Origin of the sequence: Kribbella aluminosa (assembly GCF_017876295.1) — a bacterium.
Taxonomy (GTDB): domain Bacteria; phylum Actinomycetota; class Actinomycetes; order Propionibacteriales; family Kribbellaceae; genus Kribbella; species Kribbella aluminosa.
The window spans coordinates 3,465,639-3,489,559 of sequence record NZ_JAGINT010000002.1 but is presented as its reverse complement, the minus strand read 5'-3'; the positions used below and the strand labels follow the sequence as shown (position 1 = coordinate 3,489,559).

General features: G+C 69.7%; 24 protein-coding genes. 10 read left to right on the top strand and 14 right to left on the bottom strand.

All coding sequences use genetic code 11. The features are described 5' to 3' along the window. Nucleotides 1–93 precede the first annotated feature (93 nt). From JOF29_RS37845 to JOF29_RS37835, 3 genes are read right to left on the bottom strand one after another with little or no spacing between them, the layout of a single operon-like run. Entirely contained in the window at nucleotides 94–1,137 is a 1,044-nt protein-coding gene (locus JOF29_RS37845; protein ID WP_209699130.1) for an NAD(P)/FAD-dependent oxidoreductase, read from the bottom strand. Continuing rightward, nucleotides 1,134–1,646: an isoprenylcysteine carboxyl methyltransferase family protein gene (locus JOF29_RS37840; RefSeq protein WP_209699129.1), complete on the bottom strand. Its 513-nt coding sequence runs from the start codon at nucleotides 1,644–1,646 to the stop codon at nucleotides 1,134–1,136. The genes JOF29_RS37845 and JOF29_RS37840 overlap by 4 nt, the downstream gene beginning before the upstream one ends. After that, entirely contained in the window at nucleotides 1,646–2,692 is a 1,047-nt protein-coding gene (locus JOF29_RS37835) for a type III polyketide synthase (protein ID WP_209699128.1), read from the bottom strand. Before JOF29_RS37835 ends, JOF29_RS37840 begins: the two co-directional genes overlap by 1 nt. An 18-nt stretch (nucleotides 2,693–2,710) precedes the next feature. On the opposite strand from JOF29_RS37835, the gene JOF29_RS37830 reads away from it, so the two are divergent. Beyond that, a complete protein-coding gene (locus tag JOF29_RS37830; protein ID WP_307863896.1) occupies nucleotides 2,711–3,517 on the top strand; it encodes a UbiA family prenyltransferase in 807 nt (268 codons plus the stop codon). Nucleotides 3,518–3,596: 79 nt separating this feature from the next. Here the strand turns inward: JOF29_RS37830 and JOF29_RS37825 are convergent, their stop codons facing one another. Beyond that, the gene (locus JOF29_RS37825) at nucleotides 3,597–4,466 is read right to left on the bottom strand and encodes a LysR family transcriptional regulator (protein WP_245359834.1); all 870 of its coding nucleotides are present in this window, start codon (nucleotides 4,464–4,466) and stop codon (nucleotides 3,597–3,599) included. A 122-nt stretch (nucleotides 4,467–4,588) separates the two neighbouring features. Between JOF29_RS37825 and JOF29_RS37820 the strand changes: the two genes are divergently transcribed. Continuing rightward, nucleotides 4,589–6,115, top strand: a complete 1,527-nt coding sequence (locus JOF29_RS37820) for an MFS transporter (RefSeq protein ID WP_209699126.1) — start codon at nucleotides 4,589–4,591, stop codon at nucleotides 6,113–6,115. A 135-nt stretch (nucleotides 6,116–6,250) separates the two neighbouring features. Here JOF29_RS37820 and JOF29_RS37815 read toward each other — a convergent pair whose 3' ends face one another. The 4 genes from JOF29_RS37815 to JOF29_RS37800 all read right to left on the bottom strand — a co-directional run bounded on the left by JOF29_RS37815 (nucleotide 6,251) and on the right by JOF29_RS37800 (nucleotide 11,034). Further along, the gene (locus JOF29_RS37815) at nucleotides 6,251–7,702 is read right to left on the bottom strand and encodes a N,N-dimethylformamidase beta subunit family domain-containing protein (protein ID WP_209699125.1); all 1,452 of its coding nucleotides are present in this window, start codon (nucleotides 7,700–7,702) and stop codon (nucleotides 6,251–6,253) included. Nucleotides 7,703–7,827: 125 nt separating this feature from the next. After that, on the bottom strand, nucleotides 7,828–8,958 hold the full coding sequence (locus JOF29_RS37810; protein WP_209699124.1) for a N,N-dimethylformamidase beta subunit family domain-containing protein: 1,131 nt from the start codon (nucleotides 8,956–8,958) through the stop codon (nucleotides 7,828–7,830). Then, nucleotides 8,870–9,403 (bottom strand): hypothetical protein, encoded by a 534-nt coding sequence (locus tag JOF29_RS37805; protein WP_209699123.1) that lies wholly within the window; start codon nucleotides 9,401–9,403, stop codon nucleotides 8,870–8,872. The genes JOF29_RS37810 and JOF29_RS37805 overlap by 89 nt, the downstream gene beginning before the upstream one ends. Nucleotides 9,404–9,540: 137 nt before the next feature. Further along, nucleotides 9,541–11,034, bottom strand: a complete 1,494-nt coding sequence (locus tag JOF29_RS37800; RefSeq protein WP_307863895.1) for a lysyl oxidase family protein — start codon at nucleotides 11,032–11,034, stop codon at nucleotides 9,541–9,543. A 206-nt stretch (nucleotides 11,035–11,240) separates the two neighbouring features. On the opposite strand from JOF29_RS37800, the gene JOF29_RS37795 reads away from it, so the two are divergent. Next, entirely contained in the window at nucleotides 11,241–13,250 is a 2,010-nt protein-coding gene (locus JOF29_RS37795) for a fibronectin type III domain-containing protein (RefSeq protein WP_209699122.1), read from the top strand. 74 nt (nucleotides 13,251–13,324) lie between these two features. On the opposite strand, the gene JOF29_RS37790 is transcribed toward JOF29_RS37795, so the two are convergent. Then, nucleotides 13,325–14,098, bottom strand: coding sequence for an SDR family NAD(P)-dependent oxidoreductase (locus tag JOF29_RS37790; RefSeq protein WP_209699121.1), 774 nt, complete (start codon nucleotides 14,096–14,098; stop codon nucleotides 13,325–13,327). Between the two features lie 181 nt (nucleotides 14,099–14,279). On the opposite strand from JOF29_RS37790, the gene JOF29_RS37785 reads away from it, so the two are divergent. Together JOF29_RS37785 and JOF29_RS37780 are read left to right on the top strand one after the other, a co-directional pair. Next, on the top strand, nucleotides 14,280–16,367 hold the full coding sequence (locus tag JOF29_RS37785) for a bifunctional SulP family inorganic anion transporter/carbonic anhydrase (protein WP_209699120.1): 2,088 nt from the start codon (nucleotides 14,280–14,282) through the stop codon (nucleotides 16,365–16,367). 94 nt (nucleotides 16,368–16,461) lie between these two features. Continuing rightward, nucleotides 16,462–16,905 (top strand): MFS transporter, encoded by a 444-nt coding sequence (locus tag JOF29_RS37780; protein WP_209699119.1) that lies wholly within the window; start codon nucleotides 16,462–16,464, stop codon nucleotides 16,903–16,905. 4 nt (nucleotides 16,906–16,909) lie between these two features. On the opposite strand, the gene JOF29_RS37775 is transcribed toward JOF29_RS37780, so the two are convergent. Beyond that, entirely contained in the window at nucleotides 16,910–17,080 is a 171-nt protein-coding gene (locus JOF29_RS37775) for a hypothetical protein (protein ID WP_209699118.1), read from the bottom strand. A 200-nt stretch (nucleotides 17,081–17,280) separates the two neighbouring features. On the opposite strand from JOF29_RS37775, the gene JOF29_RS37770 reads away from it, so the two are divergent. Next, complete coding sequence (locus JOF29_RS37770) at nucleotides 17,281–17,985, top strand: M50 family metallopeptidase (RefSeq protein WP_209699117.1); 705 nt, start codon at nucleotides 17,281–17,283, stop codon at nucleotides 17,983–17,985. Here the strand turns inward: JOF29_RS37770 and JOF29_RS37765 are convergent. Together JOF29_RS37765 and JOF29_RS37760 are read right to left on the bottom strand one after the other, a co-directional pair. Further along, nucleotides 17,982–18,707, bottom strand: coding sequence for a DUF5995 family protein (locus JOF29_RS37765; RefSeq protein ID WP_209699116.1), 726 nt, complete (start codon nucleotides 18,705–18,707; stop codon nucleotides 17,982–17,984). The genes JOF29_RS37770 and JOF29_RS37765 overlap by 4 nt on opposite strands. A 132-nt stretch (nucleotides 18,708–18,839) precedes the next feature. Then, nucleotides 18,840–19,865 carry an aldo/keto reductase gene (locus tag JOF29_RS37760; protein ID WP_209699115.1) on the bottom strand — a complete coding sequence of 342 codons (1,026 nt, stop codon included), beginning with the start codon at nucleotides 19,863–19,865 and terminating at the stop codon, nucleotides 18,840–18,842. Between the two features lie 50 nt (nucleotides 19,866–19,915). On the opposite strand from JOF29_RS37760, the gene JOF29_RS37755 reads away from it, so the two are divergent. Then, nucleotides 19,916–20,416 (top strand): mycothiol transferase, encoded by a 501-nt coding sequence (locus JOF29_RS37755; RefSeq protein WP_209699114.1) that lies wholly within the window; start codon nucleotides 19,916–19,918, stop codon nucleotides 20,414–20,416. On the opposite strand, the gene JOF29_RS37750 is transcribed toward JOF29_RS37755, so the two are convergent. Then, complete coding sequence (locus JOF29_RS37750; protein WP_209699113.1) at nucleotides 20,409–21,527, bottom strand: hypothetical protein; 1,119 nt, start codon at nucleotides 21,525–21,527, stop codon at nucleotides 20,409–20,411. The two genes, JOF29_RS37755 and JOF29_RS37750, sit on opposite strands and share 8 nt — an antisense overlap. Nucleotide 21,528: 1 nt before the next feature. Next, the gene (locus JOF29_RS37745) at nucleotides 21,529–22,398 is read right to left on the bottom strand and encodes an exodeoxyribonuclease III (RefSeq protein WP_209699112.1); all 870 of its coding nucleotides are present in this window, start codon (nucleotides 22,396–22,398) and stop codon (nucleotides 21,529–21,531) included. A gap of 74 nt (nucleotides 22,399–22,472) precedes the next feature. Between JOF29_RS37745 and JOF29_RS37740 the strand changes: the two genes are divergently transcribed. The 3 genes from JOF29_RS37740 (at nucleotide 22,473) to JOF29_RS37730 (ending at nucleotide 23,881) form a co-directional block, all read left to right on the top strand. After that, a complete protein-coding gene (locus tag JOF29_RS37740; RefSeq protein ID WP_209699111.1) occupies nucleotides 22,473–22,706 on the top strand; it encodes a hypothetical protein in 234 nt (77 codons plus the stop codon). Then, a complete protein-coding gene (locus tag JOF29_RS37735) occupies nucleotides 22,700–22,852 on the top strand; it encodes a hypothetical protein (protein WP_209699110.1) in 153 nt (50 codons plus the stop codon). Before JOF29_RS37740 ends, JOF29_RS37735 begins: the two co-directional genes overlap by 7 nt. Before the next feature lie 75 nt (nucleotides 22,853–22,927). Next, nucleotides 22,928–23,881 (top strand): helix-turn-helix domain-containing protein, encoded by a 954-nt coding sequence (locus JOF29_RS37730; RefSeq protein WP_209699109.1) that lies wholly within the window; start codon nucleotides 22,928–22,930, stop codon nucleotides 23,879–23,881. Nucleotides 23,882–23,921 lie beyond the last annotated feature (40 nt).

Below are 23,921 nucleotides of genomic sequence, written 5' to 3'. Positions count from 1 at the left end.
CCGGTCCGAACCTTTCACCAGGAGGCTCGGCCCACCCGTAGGCCCGGCGATTGTCTGAGCGACCGCCGGGCCTTCGGCATGTCCGCACGTTGCCTAGGACAACCGGTTGACGATGGTCCGGTAGACGGCTGGGAGGCGGGCGGCGGCCGGCACGATGTGTGGGGCGAGCAGGCGGCGGTTGCGGGCCCAGAGCAACGATGCGGTGAGCAGGCGGCACTCCCAGGAGACGCGGCGGTAGGCGGCGTCGTAGTCCTGGGGGCGGTCGGCGCGGATGCAGTCGACCAGTTCGGCGGAGGTGCGGAGGGCTACTGCGATGCCTTCGCCGGTGAGCGCGTCGACGTACCCGGCGGCGTCGCCTACCAGTAGTACGCGGCCGGCGGTGCGGGAGCGGACGTGTTGGCGGAGGGGGCCGGCGCCGAGGACGGCCGTTGCTGGTCGGGCGTTGCGGAGACGGCGTTTCAGCGCGGGGAACGCGTCCAGGTGCGAGTCGAAGGTGCCGCGCGCGGAGGTGAGCACGGCGACACCCACGAGGTCGTCTGCCACGGGGGTCACGTACGCCTCCCCCAGCCGCGACCAGTAGACCTCCACCAGGTCCGTCCAGGGCGCAACGGAGAAGTGCTGCCGCAGTCCGCGCCGTACCTCACCTGGCTTACCTGCACAGACGCCGAGTTGGCGGCGGGTTGGGGAGTGGAGGCCGTCGGCGGCGGCTAGGTAGTGGGCGGTCAGGCCGGCGGCGGTGACTGTGGTGGGGGTTTGGGTGATCAGGCCCACTCGGGTGGGGAGGACGGGGATGTTGAGGGCGGTCAGGCGGGACATGAGGGCTGCTTGGAGCGTGGTACGGCGTACTCCTAGGCCGGGGCCTCGGGTGAATCTGGCGTCTACCGAGTGGGTGCTGTCCAGGTAGCGGATGCCGTGGAACGGGCGGCCGGGGAGGTCTACGCCCAGGCGGGTGAGGTAGGCGACGGCGCTGTGGGCGATGCCTTCGCCGCAGGCTTTGTCGATCGGGGTGGTTCGGGGCTCGACGACCACGACCGACAGCCCGGCGAGGGCCGCGCGGATGGCCGTCGCCGCACCGGCAGGCCCCGCGCCGGCCACCAGCAGGTCGACGTCCGGGCGAGGTGGCTCGGGGCCGGTCACGGGACCAGGGTGGACTTGAGCGCGGCTTCCTCTGTGCGGATGCGGACGGCCAGGAGGGGGATGTTCAGCACGGTGAAGATCAGGGCGGTGAGCCACGCGGTGTGGACGAGCGGTAGCGCGATGCCTTCCGCTACGACGGCTACGTAGTTCGGGTGACGCAACCAGCGGTACGGGCCGCGGGCAACCAGCTTCAACCCCGGTACGACGATCACGCGCGTGTTCCACTGATGCCCGAGCACGGTGATGCACCACCACCGCAGCCCCTGCGCCAGCAGCACCACCGCGAACATCGTCCACCCGAGCCACGGCACGAACGTGCGATGTGCCGCCTCCACCAAGCATGCCGCCAGCAACAACGTGTGCAACGCGACCATGAACGGGTAATGCCCCCGCCCCGCCTCCACCCCGCCCCGGGCGAAGCTCCAGCGCGCGTTCCGCAGTGACACCACGAGCTCTGCCACGCGCTCAACGGCGACGAGCAGCACCAATCCGACGTACCAGCCGTACATCACCACTCCATCAACACGAGCTCGGAACAGAAACCAGGACCCATCGCCAGCAGCATCCCAGGCCCGGACGGACCCAGGCGCATCGTGTCACCGAGGACATGCAGCACCGAGGACGACGACAAGTTGCCCACGGCATCGAGCGACTTCCACGTCAGCTCCAGCGCCCCGGGTGCCAGCTCCAGCGTCTCCTCGACCGCCTCGAGTACCTTCGGCCCGCCCGGATGGCTCACCCACGTACCGATGTCCGCGACGCTCAACCCGTAGTCGCCGAGGAACCCGCGTACGTCCTCGCCCAGGTAGGTCCGGACCACCTCCGGTACGTCCGCCCCGAGCACGATCCGGAAACCGCCCGCGCCGACGTCCCACCCCATCACCCGCTCCGAGTCGGGGTACAGCCGCGAACGCGTCGCCACCACCGACGGCCCCGCCGCGGCCGGATGGTCGGACCCGGTCAGGACCACCGCCGCCGCGCCGTCCCCGAACAGCGCCCCGCCGACCAGGTTCGGCAGCGAGGCGTCGTCGCGCTGCAACGTCAACGAGCACAACTCCACGGACAGCAGCACGGCGACGTGCGACGGCCAGGCGGTCAGGTAGTCGTGCAACCGCGCGATCCCGGCCGCTCCCCCGACGCACCCCAGCCCGAACAACGGCAGCCGCTTCACGTCCTCCCGGAGCCCGAGCCGCAACGCCACCCGGGCGTCGATCGACGGCGCCGCCACCCCGGTCACCGTCGTGAACATCAGTACGTCGACGTCGTCCAGCGTCAGCCCCGCGTCCTTCACCGCGCCTGCGACGGCCTCCGCGCCGAGGTCCACGGCGGTCGCGATCCACGCGTCGTTGGCGGCGCCGAAGTCGTCGAGTACGGCGTACTGCTCCAGCGGCAGCGCGAGATGCCGGTACGACACGCCCGCGTTCGCGTGCAGCCGGCGCAACAATGCCGTACCGCGCCCGTCCGGGAGGCACATCGCGGCGAAGGCCTCGGTCAGGGTTGACTGCCGATACCGGTACGGCGGCAGCGCGGGGCGGACCGCTGCGATCCGGGTCATCGTGGCATCGTTACGTCGGTGAGGACCGTAGTCAAAGGTCTGGCTCTCGCGTGCCACCCGGGGCCGACCGTCGCCGTCACCGCGCTGGTCACGGCCGTCGCGTGGTCGACCGGGCGAAGTCCGGCCGGGTGTCTCCTGGTCGCAGCAACGATCCTCACCGGCCACCTCTCGATCGGCTGGAGCAACGACGCGATAGATGCCGCCCGCGACACCATTGTGAACCGCCGGGACAAGCCCGTGGTGCGTGGACTGGTGAGTCGCCGGACGCTGGCGGTCGGTGCAGGCGTCATGCTGGTGATCACCGTCCCCGTCTCTCTCGCGAACGGATTCGCGGCCGGACTGGTTCATCTCGGGTTCGTCGCCTGCGCCTGGGCGTACAACCTGGGCCTGAAGTCGACCGTGATCTCCTGGCTCCCGTACGCCGTCGCGTTCGGCGGACTGCCCTCGTTCGTGACGCTCGGCACCGCGCGGGTGTGGGCCCCGTGGTGGGCGACCGCGGCCGGTGCCCTGCTCGGGATCGGTGCCCACCTGGCAAACGTCGTACCGGATCTCGCCGACGACCTCGCCACCGGAGTTCGCGGCTGGCCGCAGCGGCTCGGCCGGTACGCCCGGCTGGTCGCGCCGCTCCCGCTCGCGGCGGCCACCGCGCTGCTGGTGATCGCCCCGGCCGGCGCCATCGGTGTGGTCGGCTGGGTCGCGCTCGCGGTCGTTGCCGCGCTCCTCGTGGTCATCCTGCTGTGGCGGAACGCGCCGTTCCTGGTCACGATCGCGATCGCTGCCGTGAGCATCGTTTCGCTCGTACTGCGCGGGCACGCGCTCGTCTGACCTTCAGCGACAGGTACACGCTCCTCCGACGACCCACCGCCGTCGTGCTCCTGCTCCTGGTGGAGAAGCCGGGCGTGGGCTAGGTGGTGTCCGGCTTGAGAGGGGCGTTGCTGCCCAGGATGGCCGCCGTCAAAGCCTCGGCCGGTTCCTTGGCCGCGCGCGGGTTCGTGATCAGGACCAGGTCGATCGGCGGCAGCTCCGGGAGCCCGGCGCTCGGCGGCGGCTCGACCAGGTCCGCGGGCATCAGCGACCGGGCGAAGATCGCGATCCCGAGCCCGGCCCGGACCGCCGCCAGTACGCCGTTCACGCCGCGGACGATGCAGGTGATCCGGCAGGTCCGGCCGGCCTGCTCGATCGCCTGCACACCGAGCGACCGGCTCAGCGACGGCGCCTGGTACGTGACCAGCGGCACCGGCCCGTCCGGCGCGATCCGGGTGCCCGAGATCCCGCCCCAGACGAGCGAGTCCCGGCGTACCAGCCGTCCGTTCGGTTCGTAGCCACCGCCGCCGTGCTTCACGTAGGCGAGGTCGAGGTGCCCGGACTCGACCCGGCGGAGCAGGTTCGGGCTCTGCGCGACGGTCAACTCCAGGTCGATCCGCGGGTACAGCTGGCGGAAGTCGCGGAGGATCTTCGGCAGCGGCGTCAGCGCCAGGTCGTCGGTGACGCCGAACCGCAGCCGGCCGCGGAGCTCGGAGCCGGTGAAGTACCCGGCGGCCTCCTCGTGGGCGGCCAGGATGGTCCGCGCGAAGCCGGCCATCGCCTCGCCGTCCGCAGTCAGCGTGACAGTACGGGTGTCACGGACGAACAGCGGCCGCCCGACCGCCGTCTCGAGTTTGCGTACGTGCTGGCTGACCGTCGGCTGCCGGATACCCAGCCGCTCCGCCGCCTGCGTGAAGCTCAGCGACTGCGCGACCGCCAGGAACGTGCGCAACTGATCCGGGTCGTACATCGATATACCTCCCATTACGGCTTGCTATAAGACTAATAGGAGTAATTCGCTGGGGGAATCCAGTAGTGAACCGTGAGGATGGACGTGTCCTCCCCTGACCAGTCCACGCGTAGGGATCGCTCTTGACCACCCGGGCCACCGGTTCTGTCCCGTCCACCGACTTCCACCTCCACCGCCCCACCGACTCGACCAAGCTCCGGGAGACGCAGGCGCGCCGCCCCGGATTCAAGGAGACCTTCAGCGCACTGCGGGTCCGCAACTTCCGCCTCCTGGTCAGCGGGCTGCTGGTCAGCTCCACCGGCGGCTGGATCCAGCGCATCGCCCAGGACTGGCTGGTGCTCACGCTCACCGGCAGCGCCACCGCGGTCGGCATCACGACCGCGCTGCAGTTCCTCCCCACGCTGGTCCTCGGCCTGTACGGCGGCGTGATCGCGGACCGCTTCCCGAAGCGGAAGATCCTGCTGGTCACGCAGATCACGATGGGGACCTGTGCCGGCGTCCTCGCGCTGACCGCCTTCACCGGCAGCGTCCAGGTCTGGCACGTCTACACGATGGCGTTCGTCCTCGGTCTCGCGACCGCTGTCGACAATCCTACGAGGCAGTCGTTCGTCACCGAGCTGGTCCCCCGGGACACGGTCCGGAACGCGATCAGCATGGTCTCGTCGACGTTCCAGCTCGGCAGCCTGATCGGCCCGGCGCTGGGCGGCGTACTGCTCGGCACGATCGGGGCCGGCTGGGCGTTCGCGCTGAACGGGCTGACGTTCTTCGCGTCGATCAGCGCGCTGCTGCGGATGCGGGAGAGCGAGATGCCCGGGTTCCACGCCGCCCGGAAGGCGAGCGCCGGGATGCGGATCCGGGACGGGCTGCGGGACGGCGTACGGTACGCGTTCCACGACACGGCTGTGCGGTGGGCGATCGCGCTGGTCGGGATCTACGGGATGTTCTGCATCAGTCTGCCGGTGACGCTGACCGCGTTCGCCGACCGGGTGTTCCACACCGGCGCTTCGGGGTACGGCGTACTGAACTCGGTGGTCGCGTTCGGGGCACTGGCCGGGGCTTTGCTCTCGGCGCGGCGGGTGCGGCCGACCCGCTTGCGGAACCTGATCGGGATCGCGTGCCTGCTGACGGTCACCGAGGTACTGGCGGCGATCCAGCCGTCGCTGTGGACGTTCATCCCGGTGCTCGCGTCGATGGGGATGGCGACACTGATGTTCCTGACCGCGGCGCAGTCGATGGTGCAGCTGACCACGCCGGACGGTCTGCGCGGGCGGGTGTCCGGGATCTACAACCTGGTCTTCATCGGCGGCGGCGCGATCGGTGGACCGACGGTCGGGTTCCTCGCTCAGCACTTCGGTGCTCGCTCGGCACTGCTGCTCGCCGGATTGGTCCCGGCAGTCGCGACCGTCGCCATCGGTCTGCGCCTGCGGCGGGACGGCCAGTTCCGCCTGGTCCTCGTTCGTACTCGGTCTCCGTGGCACCAGGTCCCGATCCGCCTCAACCTCGAGCAGTCCGAGATCCACCTGTCGAGCCCGACGAGCCCACCACTGCCGCGCACGTCCCGCCCGTTCACCCTCGGCCGGAGGCAGCACGCCCGCACGGACTCACACCTCCGCCCCGCACGCACCCGCCGTCGCCCACAACACCACTGAACTCCCGGGGCAGGGCCGCGCTGCCTTCCACACCGCGCCCTGCCCCGGGCCCAACCTTGAGAACCCACCAACCGTTCTACGCCACGATTTCTGGTTGGTGGGTGCTCAAAGTCAGCGGGGGCTGTGCTGGAAGGGTCAGCCGACAGAGCCGCCGGAGCCTGTGGAGGTGGAGGCCGGGGCGCCCAGGGTGGCCAGGTCTCCTACGGCGGGGTGGGTGCGGCCGAGGGGACCCGCCGCCATGCCGCGGATCAGGTTCCGGGTCACGGTGCGGGCGAAGGCGACCTCCCGGGCCGTCAGCGCGTGTTTCGAGTTCGGGCCGTGCAGGGACGGGACCCAGTTCATCGAGCCCACGGCGAACACCCCGGCGCCGGACGGCACCGTGTAGTACGTCGCGTCGGAGAACGTGTGGATCGACGGACCGCAGGACACCGGCGAATGCGCCACCACCTGCAGGTTCTTCGGCGTACCGGCGATCGGGTACGCCCGGTCCACCTCGGTCGCGGGCAGCCCAGGGTACTTCGAGCCCTTGACCGCGCCGGTTCCGGCGTACAGGAAGAACCCGGGATCGCGGACGGTGAACGACCCGACGGCCGGGAAGCACTCGTACAGCATCCCGGTCAGCGAGTTCTCCGGCCGCGGGTACGGCTTGCTCCGCCACTTCGCGGTGGTGTCCGGTCGGTTCTTCACCGGATCGAGGTTCGCGTCCTTGTACCCGACGACGACCCGGTTCGCGCCGAGCGGGCTGGGCTCGTAGCGCACCCGCCAGTACTCGGCGTTCGCGCCGAGGAACGCGACGTTCGTCCCGGTGTCCCGCGCCTTGGTGACGGCGTCCCGCATCGCCACGGTCCAGTACTCGTCGTGCCCGAGCGACACCATCCCGCGAGCCCCGGCGAGCGCGTTCGGATCGGTCGCCAGGTCGACACTGGTCAGGTACGCGAGCCGTACGCCGCTCTGCTCAGCCAGCTGGATCAACGGCAGCTCGGACTGCACCAGCGTCTTCGCGCCGTTCCCCTCGTACGGCCGGTCGAACGTAACGCGATGCGCGCGCGACCCGAACGAGTTGTCAGGCCCGTTGTAGAGGGAGTACCCACCCCACTGGTTGTACGCCTGGTAGGTGTTCACCGCGTCGACGACCACGACCGCATCGCGCGTCGCCTCCGAGCGGACCGTGATCGGCACGTACTTCTGCTTGCCGTTCGCCGCCGTCATCAGTAACAGGTACGCCCCGGCCGGCCATCCGGTCGTCGGCACCGTCAACGACGGCGCCCATTTCGTGCTGACCATGTGATCGGACGGCCGTACGGTCGGCGCGGGCTGCGCACGCCCCGGGACGGACGGCGAGGTCCAGACCAGCCGCCCGCCGCTCCCGCCGTACCACCCGATCCGGAACGCGCGCACGGTGAATGCCCCGGCGGTCGACGTCACGAACAGCCGGAAGGACTGCCCGCTGCGGACGCTCACGTGATCGGCGTACCCGGCCAGCTCCATCGGCCCGGCGATCCGCTGGGTGTCGATCTTCCAGGCCGTCGTCCCGGCCTTCGAGTTCTCCGCCACCGCACTGACGCCCGGCGCCACCGAAGACGTCACCGAAGGCACCACCGAAGGCGTCGGTGTCGCCCCGTTGCTCTTCACTTGCGGAGCAGCGGACTTGCATCCGGCAGCCAGGACGAGCACTGCCGCAGCCAGCATCAACCCCCGTTGTACTCCGCGCTTCACGCCTTGGATCGCAACTCCTTCGGGGAGGCGGGCTTCCCGATCGGCCCGCCTGTTCCACTGGTGGTCGACGGTGACTCGTGCAACCGCGCGAAGTCCGCGGAGGCCGGATGCTTGCGTCCCATCGGTCCTCCTGCCAACGAGCGGAACACGTTCAGGGTAACGGCCCGCGCGAAAGCCACCCCCGCCGGTCCGACGCCCGCCTTCGCGTCCGGCCCCGCCAGCGCCCGGACCCATTCGATCGACCCGGTGGCGAACACCCCGGCCCCGGACGGCACGGTGTAGTACGACGCGTCCGAGTACGTGTGCAGCCGCCCGCAGGTCGTCCGCGAGTGCGCCACCACCTGCAGGTTCGCCGGCGTACCGGGAATCGGGTAGGCCCGGTCCGCCTCGTCACCGATCAGCCCCGGGTACGCCGTACCCGCTCGGACGCGGGTGCCCGCGAACAGGAAGAACCCCGGGTCGCGGACGGTGAACGCCCCGACCGCCGGGAAGCACTCGTACAGCATGCCGGTCAGGCTGTTCTCCGGATCCGGGTACGGCGCACTCCGCCAGCGCACCGTCGTACCCGGCTGGTTCTTCAACGGGTCGAGGCTCGCGTCCTTGTACCCGATCATCACCCGTCGCGGCCCGAGCCCGCTCGGCGCGTACCGTACCCGCCAGAACACGGAGTTCGCGCCGAGGAACGCCAGGTTCGTCCCGTGGTCGCGCGCCTTCGTCACGGCGTTCCGCATCCCGAGCGTCCAGTACTCGTCGTGCCCGCCGAACACGATCCCGCGCGCCCCGGCGAGCAGACCCGGGTCGGCCTCGAGGTCCGCACTGGTCGCATACGCCAGCCGTACGCCGCTCTGCTCCGCCTCCTGGATCACCGGCGCCGTGAAGTTCATCAGCCCGCGCGCACCACTCAGGTCGTACGGCCGGTCGAACGTCACCGCGAGCGAACGGGTGGCGTGCTGCTCGTGCGGCCCGTGGTAGAGCGAGTAACCACCCCACGCGTTGTAGGCCTCCTCGGTGTTGACCGCATCGACGATCAGTACCGCGTTACGTGCCGAGTCCGAACGCACCACCATCGGCACGTACTTCTCCTTGCCGTTCGCGGCACGCAGCAACAGCAGGTACGCGCCCGGCACCCAGCCTGTGGTCGGGACCGTGAGCGACGGCCGCCAATTCGTCGTCACCATGCGGAGGCGGTTGAGCGTCGGCGCGGCCCTGCTTCACACCCGGTACGACGGGGGAGGTCCAGACCCGGCGCGCGCCGGTTCCGCCGTACCAGCCGAGCCGGAAGGCGTGGACGCTGAAGCTGCCGTCGGACGAGGAGACGTAGAGCTTGAACGGCTCGCCGCTGCGGACGCTGACGTGATCGGTGTAGCCGGCGAGGTCGGCCGGCCCGGCGAGCTGATAGTCCTTGATGACCCAGTTCACCGAACCGGATCGCAGCTTCGCATGCGGTACCTGGATGGAGGTGTCCGCGGACTGCGCAGGTGTGCCCTGAAGTGTGCCCCGAAGTGTGCCCTGACACCCCGCCAGCACAATCATCGACAACGACCCGACGACAGCGATGAAACCTCGGCGCATCGGCCCTCCCTTGTGTCTTTCGAAAGATAGGGGCGCGTTGCTTGGAGCAGGCTGAGAACGACTCGCGCCCCCGGCTGGATCATGGCCGGGGGCGCGAGCGCCGGTCGCCAGGAATCAGCGGACCGGCTACGGCGGCATCAGGGGATGTTGATGACGCCGACCGGGGGCACCTTGACGGTGCGGTGGTGCAACGTGCCTCCGATGATGACCTTGCGCAGGGCAACGTTGTTGGTGGTGCTGGACTCGTACAGCCGGTGCTCCGGGTTGGCGGTCACCTGGACGTAGTACGTGCCGTTCGCCAGGTTGGTGATGTCGAAGGACTGGCCGGGCAGGCTCTGGACGTACGTGTCCCCGTTGCCGACGTCCAGGACCTCACGGACCGAGAGCGAGCTGTGGTCGCCGCACGCGGTGTGCAGGTCGGTGTTGTAGGGGTGCCAGTTCGCGTTCTTCACCGTGTAGTCGATCGCGTCGGTCGCGGCCAGGCAGAACGCCTCCTTCTGGCTGCGCACCACCTCGGTCTGCTTCGCGTTCAGCAGGCTGTAGCGCGCGAAGTCGGTGAAGTGCCAGTGGTTGTGGCCGGGACGGCCGTCCCACTCCAGAGTGCCGGTGGTCTGGTAGCCGACCTGCTTGCCGTGCGCGTCGTAGAAGTACTGGTACGCGTCCATCAGATCCTTGCCCTGGCGGCGGAAACCGTCCAGCACCAACGGCGACGGACCTGCGTTCCACACGGTCGCCGAGAACTGCAGGAAGTCCTTGTTCGCGTCCGGCGTCCCCGCGTCGCCCGGCGCGACGTCGATCCCCCAGGCAGGCACGGCCCGGAGGTCCGGCTTCGGCCCCTTCGGCACCCCAGCCTTGCCCGTCGGACGTGCGGCGTTCGGCTTCGGCGCAACCGACTTCGCCTTCAGCTGCTTGGTCCCGAAGCAGCCGCGGACACAGCTCTGCGCCTTCTGGATGGTCAGGTTCAGCTTCACCGCGGCGTCGCTCGCCGGGATCTTGAAGAAGTCCCGGTACGCCTTGTTCACCGTGACGACCGCCTTGTACTTGCCGACGGCAAGCTGTACCGGACCGGCGTCACCGCTGTAGGTGTGCACCGACCACCCGGTCTGCAGGCCCCACACCGCGCCCTGGGTGAACGGGTTCGCCGCACAGTCGCCCGGGTACGGCGAGGTCGCCGGCGCGTCCGGGCGGGTCCGGGAGCCGTCGCCGTTCAGGCAGACGGTCTGGTCCTTGTCGAGCACCTTCTTGCCGCTCGCGTCGGTGACCGTGACGTGCAGAAACTTCCCCAGCCCGGAGAAGTCCGTGACCAGCCCCTTCGGCAACTGCCGGACCGGCTTGCCGTTGGCGTACTGCGTCGCGACCACCTGCGAGGCGTACGACGCGCGCGTGGCCCGCATCTCCACCGGCGCGTTGCCGGCCACCATGTGCGTCCCGAGGTCGAGGTCGACGCCGTAGTCCGGCGAGTTGTCCAGCGTCACGTCGATGCTCCCGGCGACCAGCTTCAGCGCCGGGCGCGCCGCCGTACCGGATGCAGTGGCCGCCGATGCGCCGCCTGTTGCGAGTGCTGCGAGTGCGACCAGTCCGGCCGCCCCGGCCGCGGCGATCGCCGTCCGGCCGAGCCTTCTTCTGTTCACGATGATGGAACCCCCTCGTGCATCCGGCCGGCATCCTCACGAGCCGGCCTGCTGCTGGTACGACGACCTGGAGGGGTACCGAAGTTGATCAAGGTTCGATGGCAGTCGTGTCACAGCAAGTCACGGCACCTGAATACTTGACTCCGTAAATTAAACGGCCCTAGGCTCGGCCGGGTCCGCTCACTCCTCCCCCGGAGGAAGCTCCCATGCATTCGAGACGCCGTACTTCGCTTCTGCTGGCCGCCGTCGCTCTGGTGACGGCAGCGGCCGCAACCGCCCCGGCCGACGCGGCCAAGGACCAGAAACTCATCTACCCGCAGCCGGCAGCCAAGCCCTACCTGGGCTGGAGCAGCTGGAGCCTGCAGTCCACCAACTACCCGGGCGTCAACCCCGACGGCCCGGGCAGCTTCATCAGCGAGAAGAACATCCTCATCCAGGCGAACGCCCTGGCCACCAAGCTCAAGCCGTACGGATACGAATACGTCAACGTCGACGCCGGCTGGCAGGACGGCGGCGACGAGTACGGCCGTCCGGTCGCGATGGCGAAGCGCTTCCCGCGCGGGATGAAGGCGGTCGGCGACGACCTCCACAAGCTCGGCCTGAAGTTCGGGATCTACACCACCGTCGGTCTCGGTACGGACGTGTACCGGGACGGCAACACGCCGATCTACGACGCGCCCAGGTGCTTCACCCGCGACATCGTCTACCCGGACCTGCGGAAGACGAACGGATGGGACGCGGCGTACAAGATCGACTACGCGAGCCCGTGCGCGCAGAAGTACGCGGACTCGATCGCGAAGCTGTTCGCGTCCTGGGGCGTGGACTTCATCAAGATGGACGGCGTCGGACCGGGCTCGTGGAAGGGCGCCCCGGACGACCCGAACCACAACAACACGGCGGACGTCGAGGCCTGGTCGCGCGCGGTCCAGAACGCCGGCCGGCCGATGCTCTACACCCTGTCGTGGTCGCTCAGCCACCGGTACGCCGACGTCTGGAAGGCGAACTCGAACGGCTGGCGGATCGACACCGACGTCGAGTGCTACTGCGACACGATCGTCAAGTGGGACAGCTCGGTGAAGCAGCGCTGGTGGGACGTCTCGCAGTGGATCGACGACGCCGGCCCGGGGCACTGGAACAACCTCGACGCGCTGAACGTCGGCGTCGGCACGATGGACGGCCTGACCGACGCGGAACGCCAGTCCTACATGACGTTCTGGGCGATCAACTCGGCGCCGCTGTTCGCCGGTGACGACCTGACCAAGCTGGACGCGTACGGCCTGAAGCTGCTGACGAACCGCGAGGTGATCGCGATCGACCAGTCCGGTACGCCGGCCCGCCCGCTGAACCAGGACCAGCTGCAGCAGGTCTGGTACGCACAGAACGCCGACGGCAGTACGACGGTCGCCCTGTTCAACCTGGCCGACTCCCCCGCCACGGTGACCGGCGACTTCGACCGGCTCGGCATCGACGGCAAGGCCACGGTCCGCGACGTCTGGGCGGACCGGAACACCCGCAACGTCTCCGGGTCGGTCAGCGCCGAGCTGCCCGCGCACGGCTCGAAGCTCTACAAGATCTGGCCGAACGGCGGACGTATCCCGGCCAACCTGACCGCGACTGACGTCGGCAGTACGACGGTGTCCCTCAGCTGGCGGCCGAGTGCCGGCGCGACGTCGTACAAGGTGTTTGCCAACGGCAAGCAGGTCGCCGTCAGCTCGGGTACGACTGCTGTGGTGAGCGGCCTGTCGCCGCAGACCCAGTACTCGTTCACCGTGAAGGGTGGTAACTCCTCCAAGGCCAGTGCGCCGGTGACCATGCTGACCCCGGCGGCGGGCGGACCGGTGCGGTACGAGGCGGAGGCGCCGACCAGTACCCGGACGGGCGATGCGAGCGTCGCGGGCTGCACGCTCTGCTCGGGCGGCGCGAAGATCGGCAACATCGGGTACGGGTCGACGGTGACGCTGAACGGAATCACGGTGCCGAAGACCGGTACGTACCTGGTGAAGATCGCCTACACCGACGGCGACACCAGCCGGCAGAGCATGCTGACGGTCAACGGATCCGGCAACTACTGGGTCAACTACAGCGGCCTCGGCGACAACGACTGGGGCACGCCCCAGGTCACCTACCTGCCGATGAACCTGACCGCCGGCTCCAACTCCATCAAGATCAGCAACCCGAACGGCTACATCGCCGACATCGACTGGATCACCGTCTAGGTCGTGTCTGCCAGACACCACCTAACCCCCCGATCGCGCGGGACCGGCACCACCAGGGCCGGTCCCGCGTCCCGTCAGATGGCGGCGGTGGTGGCGCCGTCCATCGTGATGATCGAGGCGGTTACGTAGCTCGCCCGTGGGGAGGCCAGGAAGAGTGCGACGTCGGCGACCTCTTCGGGCTCGCCGACGCGGCCCATCGGGATGTCGCGGACCAGCTCCTGGAGCAGCTCGTCCTTCGGCTTGCCGGTGGCGCGGACGGCGGCCTCGAGGCCCTCGTCGACGCGGCCGGTGCGCGTCGTACCGGGGTTGATCACGTTCACCCGGACGCCTTGGCCCGCATACGCCTTCGCGTAACCGACCGAGGCGAGCATCAGCGCCGCGTTCGCCGCGCCGCCGCCGATGTGCAGCGGGTTCGCCGCGCGGCCGCCCTGGCCGACGACGTTCACGACCGCGCCGCTGCCGCGCGCGGCCATCCCACGGATCACGGCCTCGGTGGCGTGCATGTACGTGAAGTACTTGGCGTCCATCGCGGCGTGCAGCGCCGTACTGTCCAGCTCGTCGACCGGCGTCCGCCTGGCCGCGCCGGCGCAGTTGATCAGGATGTCCGGTACGCCGATCCGCTCGAAGGCGGCCCGGGTCGCGCCGGCGTCGGTCAGATCGACCGCCTCGACCCGGAAGCTCAGCCCCTTCGCGGCCAGCGCCTCCTGTGCCTTCGCCAGGTTGCCGGCGTCCCGGGAGAGGCCGACCACGTCGACGCCCTCGCGCGCCAGCGCCTCGACGCAGGCCAGCCCGATGCCCTTGCTCGCTCCGGTGACCACCGCGGTCTTCCCGGCCAGTTCCAGCTCCATGCGGCGAGTCTACGCGCGGCTGAAGGATCGTCATCTTCGGCGCCCAGAGCAACGATTTGTGCCGGATCGCTGTTCGGCGCTTGATCGGGTCCGTACGATAAGTCACCAGATCGACACTCTTAGTTTCGACGCCTGATGCCCGAGCCATTGCCCTGAGCACCGACGCCGGAGGACTCCCCTCGTGCCGACCACTTCTCACTCCCCTCCCAGTGCCCGCGGACGCCTGCCCTGGAAGGACTTTCTGCACCACGACCTACCCGCTTCACTCGTCGTCTTCCTGATCGCCGTACCCCTCTCCCTCGGAATCGCCGCCGCGTCCGGCGCCCCGCTGATCGCCGGCCTGGTGGCCGCGGTGGTCGGCGGAGTCGTCGCCGGAGCACTCGGTGGCTCCCCGCTCCAGGTCAGCGGCCCGGCCGCCGGCCTCATCGTGGTCGTCGCGGACCTCGTCCACCAGTTCGGCTGGGCCGCGACCGCCGCCATCACCTGCGCCGCCGGCCTGCTGCAGATCCTGCTCGGTATCACCCGGATCGGACGCCTGGCACTGTCGCTGTCCCCCGCCGTCGTGCACGGCATGCTCGCCGGGATCGGCGTGACGATCGCCGTCCAGCAGTTGCACGTCGTCCTCGGCGGCACGGCCCAGAGCTCGCTGATCGCCAACGTGACAGCGCTTCCCGCGCAACTCGTCACCCATCACGGCCACTCGGTCGCGGTCGGCGTACTGACGGTCGCGATCGTGCTGGTCTGGCCGCGAATCCCCAGAATCAAGGTGATTCCGGCACCACTCGTCGCCGTCGTCGCCGTGACCGCACTGGCCGCCGTCGCGATGCCGCACGTGACCCGGGTCGACCTGCCGGACAACCCGCTGCAGAGCCTGATCCTGCCCAGGATGCCGCACGGTACGGCGCTCGAGATCGGCACCGCCGTCCTGACGGTCGCGCTCGTCGCGAGCGTCGAGTCGTTGCTGTCGGCCGTTGCCGTCGACAAGCTTCATCGCGGCGCCCGGAGCAACCTCGATCGCGAACTGATCGGCCAGGGCGCGGCTAACGCGGTCTCCGGTGCCCTCGGCGGGATGCCGGTCACCGGGGTGATCGTGCGCTCCTCCACCAACGTCGCGGCCGGTGCGCGGACCCGCGCGTCCGCGATCCTGCACGGCCTGTGGATCGCCACGTTCGTCCTCGCGGCGGGCGCGATGCTCGAGCTCATCCCGATGGCCGCGCTGGCCGGCGTACTGCTGGTGACCGGCCTGCGCCTGGTGCAGCTCGCCCACATCCGCACGCTCCGCCGGCACGACGAACTCCTCGTGTACGTCGTGACCGCCGTCGGCGTCGGCGTACTGGGACTGGCCGAGGGCGTGCTGGCCGGTCTGGTTCTCGCCCTGGCGCGGGTGCTGTACCGCCTGGCGCGGGCGACCGTGACCGCGACCGAGGCGGACGGTCTGTGGACGGTGCGGATCCGCGGCGCGCTCGTGTTCCTCGGGGTCGCGTCGCTGGTGCGGACGTTGCGCACGATCCCGGCCGGCGCGGCGGTCCGGGTCGAGCTGCGGGTGGATCATCTCGACCATGCCGCGTTCGAGGCGATCGAGGACTGGCGGAACGGGCACATCGCGCGCGGCGGTTCGGTCGAGGTGCACCGGGACGGGGTCGCGGAGCAACTCGACGACGCCCCGATCCGGGCACTGCTCGCGAAGCTCGCCGCCGAGGGGCAGCGGCCGGTGCACCTGTTCATCACCTGCGCGGACTCGCGGATCGTACCGACGATGATCACCACCAGCGGCCCCGGCGACCAGTTCTGCGTGCGGAACATCGGGAATCTCGTACCGCCGAAGGGATCGAACAGCAGCTCGGTCGACGCCGCGATCGAGTACGCCGTCGACGTCCTCGGCGTGACGTCGATCGTGGTCTGCGGCCATTCCTGCTGCGGCGCCGCGGCCGCCGCGCTCGCTGCCGACGTACCGGAAGGATCAGGGCTGGAAAGCTGGTTGCGGCATCTGGAGCCGTCGATCCGGCGGGCAGTCGGGCTGCCCGACGTCCTCGATCCGGCGACCGGCGCGACGTTGCCGGCCGCGGACAAGCTGTCGGTCGCGAACGTCGTCCTGCAACTGGAGAACCTGCGGACCTTCCCGTCGGTCCGCCGGGCCGAGGACCAGGGACGCCTCGAGCTGATCGGGTTGTGGTTCGACATCGGCACCGCGACCGCGCTGTCGGTCCTGGACCGCGCGCCGTTCCTGGTTCGCGCGGACGCGGAACTGCTGAAGGTGAGAGGAATCTGAATCACCCGCACAGCGCCTTGAATACGCCGGCGGCGGGGGTCCGGGAGGATCGGCGCATGCAGCAGGTCTTCCTCCGGGGGACGTGGATGCGGCCGTGCTGCACAACGGGTGGTGGCTGGTCACCAGCGTCTACCTCGTCGTCGACACCGGGCTCTCCCCCGCCGAGCTGGTGCTGGTCGATTCGGTGCAGAGCGCGTTCGCGCTGCTCCTCGAAGTACCGGCCGGAGTCATCGCCGACACCATCAGCCGCGAGTGGTCGCTGGTGATCTCGCAGGTCCTGATGGGTACGGCGATGCTCGCGACCGGGCTGTTCACGTCGTTCCCCGCACTCCTTGCCACGCAGGTGCTGTGCGGTATCTGGTGGACCTTCGCGAGCGGATCGGACGTCGCGCTGATGACCGACGAACTGGACGACCCGGGGACCATGCACCCACGCCCGCGACCGACTACGCGCTGGCCGCGCTGGCCGGCGTGCTCAGCATGCTGCTGCTCGGATTCGCACCCGACCCGGTCGTCGGCGCGATCGCCGTCGTACTGATGCCTCACCCGACCAGCGACAAGCCGGCCGTGTAGGTGTTACAAGCCGCCGGATCGCCCGCGTAGAGCGCGGCCATCGCCCAGTACCTGTGATTCTCGGCGTTCCCGTGGTCATGCTCGTCGTCGACGGTGTTCCGTACGACGAGACCCCACGTGTCGAGCCACTCCGACGTCACCGGGAAGTCGTTGCGACTGCCGGACCTGCACCACTCAGCAAGCCGCCTGATGCTGCGCGCGCCACGCTCAGCCCCACGCCCGCGGGGTGCCGCAGACGCGCTTGGTGAGTGCCGGCGGTCCGTGTAGCCGGCGCTTCTCGGCCGCCCGCCAAGCGATGGCAACGGCAGGCGGTCGACCACCGGCCTGTAAGGATGGGCGGGTGAAGGAGTTCTGGAGCAACATCACGTCGGTGCAGCCCGACCCGTCGGTGCGGCTGGTGATCGGTACCGGCGTGGTCGCGCTGCTGCTGATCGCGTGGCGGCCGATCTGGAAGTACACGCGGCAGGTCGTGACGATCGCACACGAGGGAGCGCACGGGCTGATCGCGGCGCTGGTCGGGCGCAAGCTGTCCGGGATCCGGCTGCACTCCGACACGTCTGGCGTCACGGTGTCGCGCGGCAAGCCCACCGGCGGCGGCATGATCGCCGTACTACTGGCCGGCTACCCAGGTCCCGCCCTCTTCGGGCTGGCTGCCGCGTTCGTCCTGAGCCGTGGGTACGCCGTTGCCCTGCTGTGGGGGCTGCTGCTGGCGCTGGTGATCCTGCTGCTCCAGATCCGCAACCTGTTCGGCCTGTGGTCCGTGCTGGTGTTCGGCGCGGTCGTCTTCGGTGTGACGTGGTGGGGCTCTACCTCCGTGCAGACAGCGTTCGCTCATCTCCTCACGTGGTTCCTGTTGCTGGCAGCGCCCCGAGCGGTGCTGGAGTTGCAGCACTCCCGGCGGCGCGGGCAGGGGCGTAGCTCGGACGCCGACCAGCTCCGGCGGCTGACCGGCGTACCGGCGTTGATGTGGGTCGGTGCGTTCGGCCTGGTGACGCTCGGCTGCCTGGCGCTCGGCGTCGTGTGGTCGGGTGTGCTGCCTGGTTAAGGCGGGGGCAGGGTGACGCCGAAACCTGTTACTGCCAGGCGTAACAGCACCTGCCCCGGCCGGAGCAGATCGGCGACCTTCGCCGCACTCAGCACCTCGAGCTCGGCCAGTCGCTTGTCGTAAGTGCCGTCGAGGCGTGCTCGCTGCAGTTCCTCGGTGTTGTGCCAGACCTTCTGCCGGGACTCGCGGAGGAATCGCTGCGAGGCCAACCGGTTGAGCGGGGAGAGCACGCGGTCGACCAGACTCCGCGCGCCGCTCGCCGCCAGTTCGTCGTCCTCCGCCGAGACCCGCTCCGCCAGCACCCCGTCGATCCGCTCGTGGTCCCGCCGGCGCCGGTCCATCAGGTGCTGGTCCTCGAAGTCGTCGTCACTGATCACCGCGAGCAACGCCTGCGGCAGGTCGTAGTTCACGTGCGCGTTGATCCCGAGCAGCACATGGGCCAACGGCGGCAACGACTCCGGCGCGTCGAAAGCCAACCGCCACGGGCGCGGCACCAACTTGCCGTCGTGAGCGTGCAGGTAGAGCTCGGCGAACGTCACGTCCCAGGCCTCGACCCACTCCGGGTCCTCGAACCGCGCCCGCTCGATCGCTCGCCCGACCGCCTGCGTCGTCCGCAGGTACGTCGCGAGGAAGAACCGCCGATGGGCAAGCTCGTCCGGCAGTACGTCGAGCCGCTGCTGCATCCGCGCCACCACGTCCGCGATCGGATTACTGCCGTTCATCGAACCTCCCCCGAGGAGGAACTCTTGCGAACAGGTCCACTGTCCTTCGACCCGGTGCTCGTCGGCAACCGCGAGACGGACGCGTGGACCGCACCCGCCGTCGTACGCCGCTCTTCGTGCTGGTGTGGAGCGTCAGCCGCGGCCGCCCGTGATCGGCCGGTCGCGCTGGGCGACGCCGGGACCGCCGTACGGATAGTCCGCCGCGCCGGGGTCGCTGGCCTCGTCGAGCTTCGCGGTCTCCTCCTCCGTGAGATGCAGGTCCGCGGCGGCGAGGTTGTCGTCGAGTTGCCCGAGCGTTCGGGCGCCGAGGATCACCGACGTCATCGCCGGCCGGTCGACCAGCCAGGCAAGGGCGACCTGGGCCATCGAGATGCCACGCGCTTCGGCGATCTCGCGGACCGCTTCGACGACGTCCCGGACCCGCTGGTTGCGGCTACGGCGATACCACGACTCGACGCCGCGATCCGGGTTCTCGCCCAGGCGGGTGCTACCGCTCGGCTCCTCGTCGAACGAGTACTTCCCGGTCAGCCAGCCGCCACCCAGCGGCGACCACGGCAGCAGGCCCAGCCCGTTCTCCTGCGCGGCGGGGACGATCTCCCACTCGATCTCCCGGACCAGCAGGTTGTACTGCGGCTGCAGCGTCACCAGCCGGGACCACCCGCGGTACGCGATCAGGTCACACGCCTTCTGCAGCTGCCACCCGGTGAAGTTCGACAGGCCGCCGTACGAGATCTTGCCGGCCCGTACGGCGTCCTCGAGGAAGCTGAGCGTCTCCTCGAGCGGGGTGACCGGGTCCCACGCGTGCAACTGGTACAGATCGATGTGGTCGACCCCGAGGCGCTCGAGCGATGCGTCGAGGGCTTGCCTGAGGTGCCGGCGGGACGTGCCGACGTCGTTCGGCCCGTCGCCGGTCGGGAACCGGCCCTTGGTGGCGAGTACGACATCGGCGCGCTTCTTGGCCAGCCAGCGGCCGACGATCTGCTCCGACAGGCCGGCCGAGTACACGTCCGCGGTGTCGACGAAGTTGCCGCCGGCCTCGACGTACCGGTCCAACTGAGCGTGTGAACCGGCCTCGTCCGTCTCGCTGCCGAACGTCATGGTGCCCAGCGCGTACGTCGACACAACGGTGCCGCTCGCGCCGAGAGTGCGGTATTCCACGGTTGCTCCCTCTCGTCGAACTGTCTGAAGCGAAGACTACGGTGGCAGGTATGAAGACGAGTGAACTGCTGCTTGATGCTCACAGCCGGGTGCAAGAGGTCCTGCACGACGTGGTGACCGGGCTCGACGAGACCGCGCTCGAGTCCCGTCCGGGGCCGAGTGCCAACTCGATCGCGTGGCTGGTCTGGCACCTGACGCGGGTGCAGGACGACCACCTGGCGGACGCGGGCGGATACGAGCAGGTGCACACCGCCGACGGATGGCACGAGCGGCTCGGGCTGCCGTTGGATGCGGCCGACACCGGCTACGCGCACACGTCCGAGCAGGTAGCGCTGGTGCGGCTGTCCGCGGAGCAGCTGCTCGGGTACTACGACGCCGTCCACGCGCGCACCGCCGAGTACCTGAAGACCGTAACCGACGAGGGCCTCGACCGGATCGTCGACCGCCGGTGGAACCCGCCGGTCACGCTCGGCGTCCGGCTGGTCAGCGTGATCGACGACTGCGCGCAGCACGCCGGCCAGGCCGCGTACGTGAAGGGTCTGCTCAGCTGAGCGTGGTCTGCCAGAGGGAGGTGCCGGCGATCAGGTAGAGCTTGTGATCCGGCAGCAGCACGGCGGCCGTCGGCGCACCCGACGGCCCGGTCGACTCCTGCACGGTCCAGTGCCCGTCCTGGCCGCTGAGCACCTTCACCTTGTTGTCCTGGGCAACCACCTGGACGATCTTGCCGTCCTCGAGGACCGGCGGCGGCAGCTTGTCCTTGTCCCCCACCGGGATCGCCGGTACGCCGTGCAGCCGCTTCGCGGTCCCGGACGCGTCGAGCTGCCAGATCGCGAGCTGACCGTCGGCGTACCCGGAGATCACGCAGTCCTTCGTGCAGGTCGCCGTGTTGGCCTGGCTGCGGCTGCCCGGCTCGGGCAGCACGATCCGCTTCCAGCCCGCGTCGAGCCTGGTCGATCGCCAGACCGCGGCCTCCTGCGCGACCACACCCGGCGCGAGCCGCACCTGCGAGCCGACCAGCACGATGCTTTCGCCGAGCGTCGTACCGAACCCGGGACCGACCAGCAGGGACGGCGTGCTCTGCAGCGCGGTCTTCGAGGGGTCCTGCCGAGTCCACATGCCGTTGCTCCGCGGCAGCCAGACCATCGCGTCGTTCCCGGTCTGTACGCCGCCCCACGAGCCGAGCAGAGCGCTGCCGCTCGGCGTGAGGACGGCGCTGTACAGGTCGCCCGCGGTCTGCCCGCCGAACGTGAAGAAGTTCTGCGGGTGCTCGACCAGGCCGGTCCGCGGCGTTCCGGTCCAGACGGTCCAGCGAGTGTTGGAGTGCGCGCCGCCGGCGGCTCCGCCGAGGGCGAGGAGCTTCTTGCCGTCGTACGCGATCGAGTACCAGATCGCCTCGAACGCGTACGGGCTGGCGAGGTTGGGTTTCACCGCGATCGGCGTCCGGGTGCCGTTGTCCAGGAGCTCGAGCTCGGGGACGACCTTGGCGCTGCGGTGCCGGAGGCCGATCAGCAGCTGGTTGTCGTACGCGGTCAGCGTGACCGGGTCGGCCGGGCCGACGTCGACCTTCGTCCAGGCGATCGGCTGCGGCTTGTCACTCGGCTTGCCACTGCAGGCGGTGAGTGTCGCGAGCAGCAGCATCGCGACCGCAGTGAACCGGCGCATGTCAGCGGCTCTGCGGCAGGGTGGTCGTCCGCTTCCGGCCGGCCCGCGGCGCGGACGGCGGCGGCACGACCGGGCCGAGGTCGCCGTCCGGCGCGGTGTCGAGGTCGACGATCACCGGGGCGTGGTCACTCGGACCGGTGCCCTTGCGGGCCTTGCGATCGATCCACGCGGCCCGGACGCGCTCGGCGACTCCGGCGGTGGCGAGCATCAGGTCGATCCGCATCCCGAGGTCCTGGTGGAACATGCCCGCGCGGTAGTCCCAGTAGCTGAAGATCCGGTTCTCCGGCCAGCGGTCGCGGACGACGTCGTGCAGGTCCTTCGCGGCCATCAGCTCCGCGAGCGCCTGCCGCTCGGGTGGCGTGACGTGCGTCTGGCCGACGTACGCCGCCGGGTCGAAGACGTCGGCGTCGGCCGGGGCGATGTTCATGTCGCCGCAGACGATCTGGTCGGCCGGGCCGTTCGCGATCACCTCGGCGAGCGCCGCCAGCCAGGCGAGTTTGTAGTGGTAGTGGTCGGAGTCGGGCTCGCGGCCGTTCGGCACGTAGAGCGAGTGGATCCGGATGCCGCCACAGGTCGCGGCCACCGCGCGCGCCTCCGGGTCCGGGAACCCCGGCGCACCGGCGACACCGGTCACCACGTCCTCGAGCCCGACCTTCGACAGCAACGCGACACCGTTCCACTGCGGCTCGCCGTACAGCCCGATCTCGTACCCGCGTCCGGTCAGCTCGGCGCCGAGCAGCTTCGTGAACGCGTCGTCCGCGAGCTTCGTCTCCTGCAGACAGACGACATCCGGCTGCCGCTCGTCGAGCCAGTCCAGCAAGCGCGGCATCCGCTGCTTGACCGAGTTCACATTCCAGGTCGCCACTCGCATCCGACCAAGGTAGCGGGCCGCGGGGACAATCTTCAGGGGCTACGCTCGAAGCCGGGGATTCAGGGGTGGGGGTCATGTTCGTCCTGCGGGGAACCGTCGTGACGATGGGGACCGACGGGGCCGTCCTACCCGGTGGCGCGGTGTATGTCGGAGACGACGGACTGATCGCAGCGATCACCCCGGTCGACGCCGTACCGGACGGATTCGGGAGTACGCCGCGGGCGGTCGCCGCGGGCCGCGGATTCATCGCGCATTACGGCTGGTCGTCATCGGCGGGCAGGCGCGGTACGGCCTGCCCTCGTTGCTGAAACCGCTCACTCCGTCGGCCGCCGCGCCGGGTGCGGTCGTCGTCCCACCCCTCGAGCCCATCACCACAGGTCCGACCTGGTTCGACGCGGTCGACGCGAATCCGTTCCATCACGGGCTGCTCAGCGGTCTGCGCACCTATCCGTGAGACAAGACATCGGATCTCTGGCCGATTCGGGGTAGCGTCCCGCCATTGTCCTTCGGGTGCGCAGAGGGTGGGTCGATGATGCTGCAGGGGCTGGGAGTCGGTCAGCAGGACGAGTGTGTCTACGTGGAGCTCTTGCGCCGCCGGCGGGCGACGGCGGACGAGCTGAGTGCCGCCGCGCAGTTATCGGTGGACACGGTGACGGAGGCCTTGACGAGGCTCGCCGAGCTGGGGCTTGTGACCGGCGACGACACCGGCCTGCACAACGCCGTACCGCCGGACGTCGGGCTCGGGACACTTGTCGTACAGCATCAGAGCACGCTGCAGCTGGCGCAACGGCGGCTGGCCGAGCTGACGGACGTGTACCGAACCGGTGCGGCGTCGGCGATGAGCGAGGTGGAGGCGCTGACCACGCCGGAGGAGCTGGCCACCTGGGTCGACAACATCGAGCGGGGCGCGAAACAGGAACTGCTCGCGTTCTTCAGGCCGCCGTACGTGCTGGACGGCGACCTCGAGGTGACCACCGGCGTGCCGTCGTACCGGTTCGTCTACGAACGGTCGGCGCTGGAGGACCCGCGGACGCCGGCCGAGATCGGGCGGTTCCTGGCCGGCGGGTACCAGATCCGGCTCGTCAACGAACTGCCGAGCAAGATGATCGTGATGGACCGGCAGATCGTGCTGCTGCCGATGCTGCCTGACCAGACCGGCGTGGAGCCGGGCTTCCTGCTGGTTCGCGGCCAGTCGCTGGTGCGGCTGCTGGTCGACCTGTTCGAGCGGGTCTGGCAGGTGGCGACGCCGTTGCAGCTGAGCGCGACGAGCCTGGTCGAGGGCGGTCCGGCCTGGGACGACTTCGACGTCAAGCTGCTCACGTACCTGCTGTCCGGGATGCCGGACAAGTCGGCCGCGGCACGGCTCGGGACCAGCGAACGGACGGTGCAGCGCCGGATCAAGCGGTTGATGGAGCTGTCCGGCACCGACAGCCGGATGCAGCTGGCCTGGTACGCCGCCCGCTCGGGCCTGATCGCGCCGTGAGAGTGGCCCCACCTCTTGTGCGAGGTGGGACCACTCGATC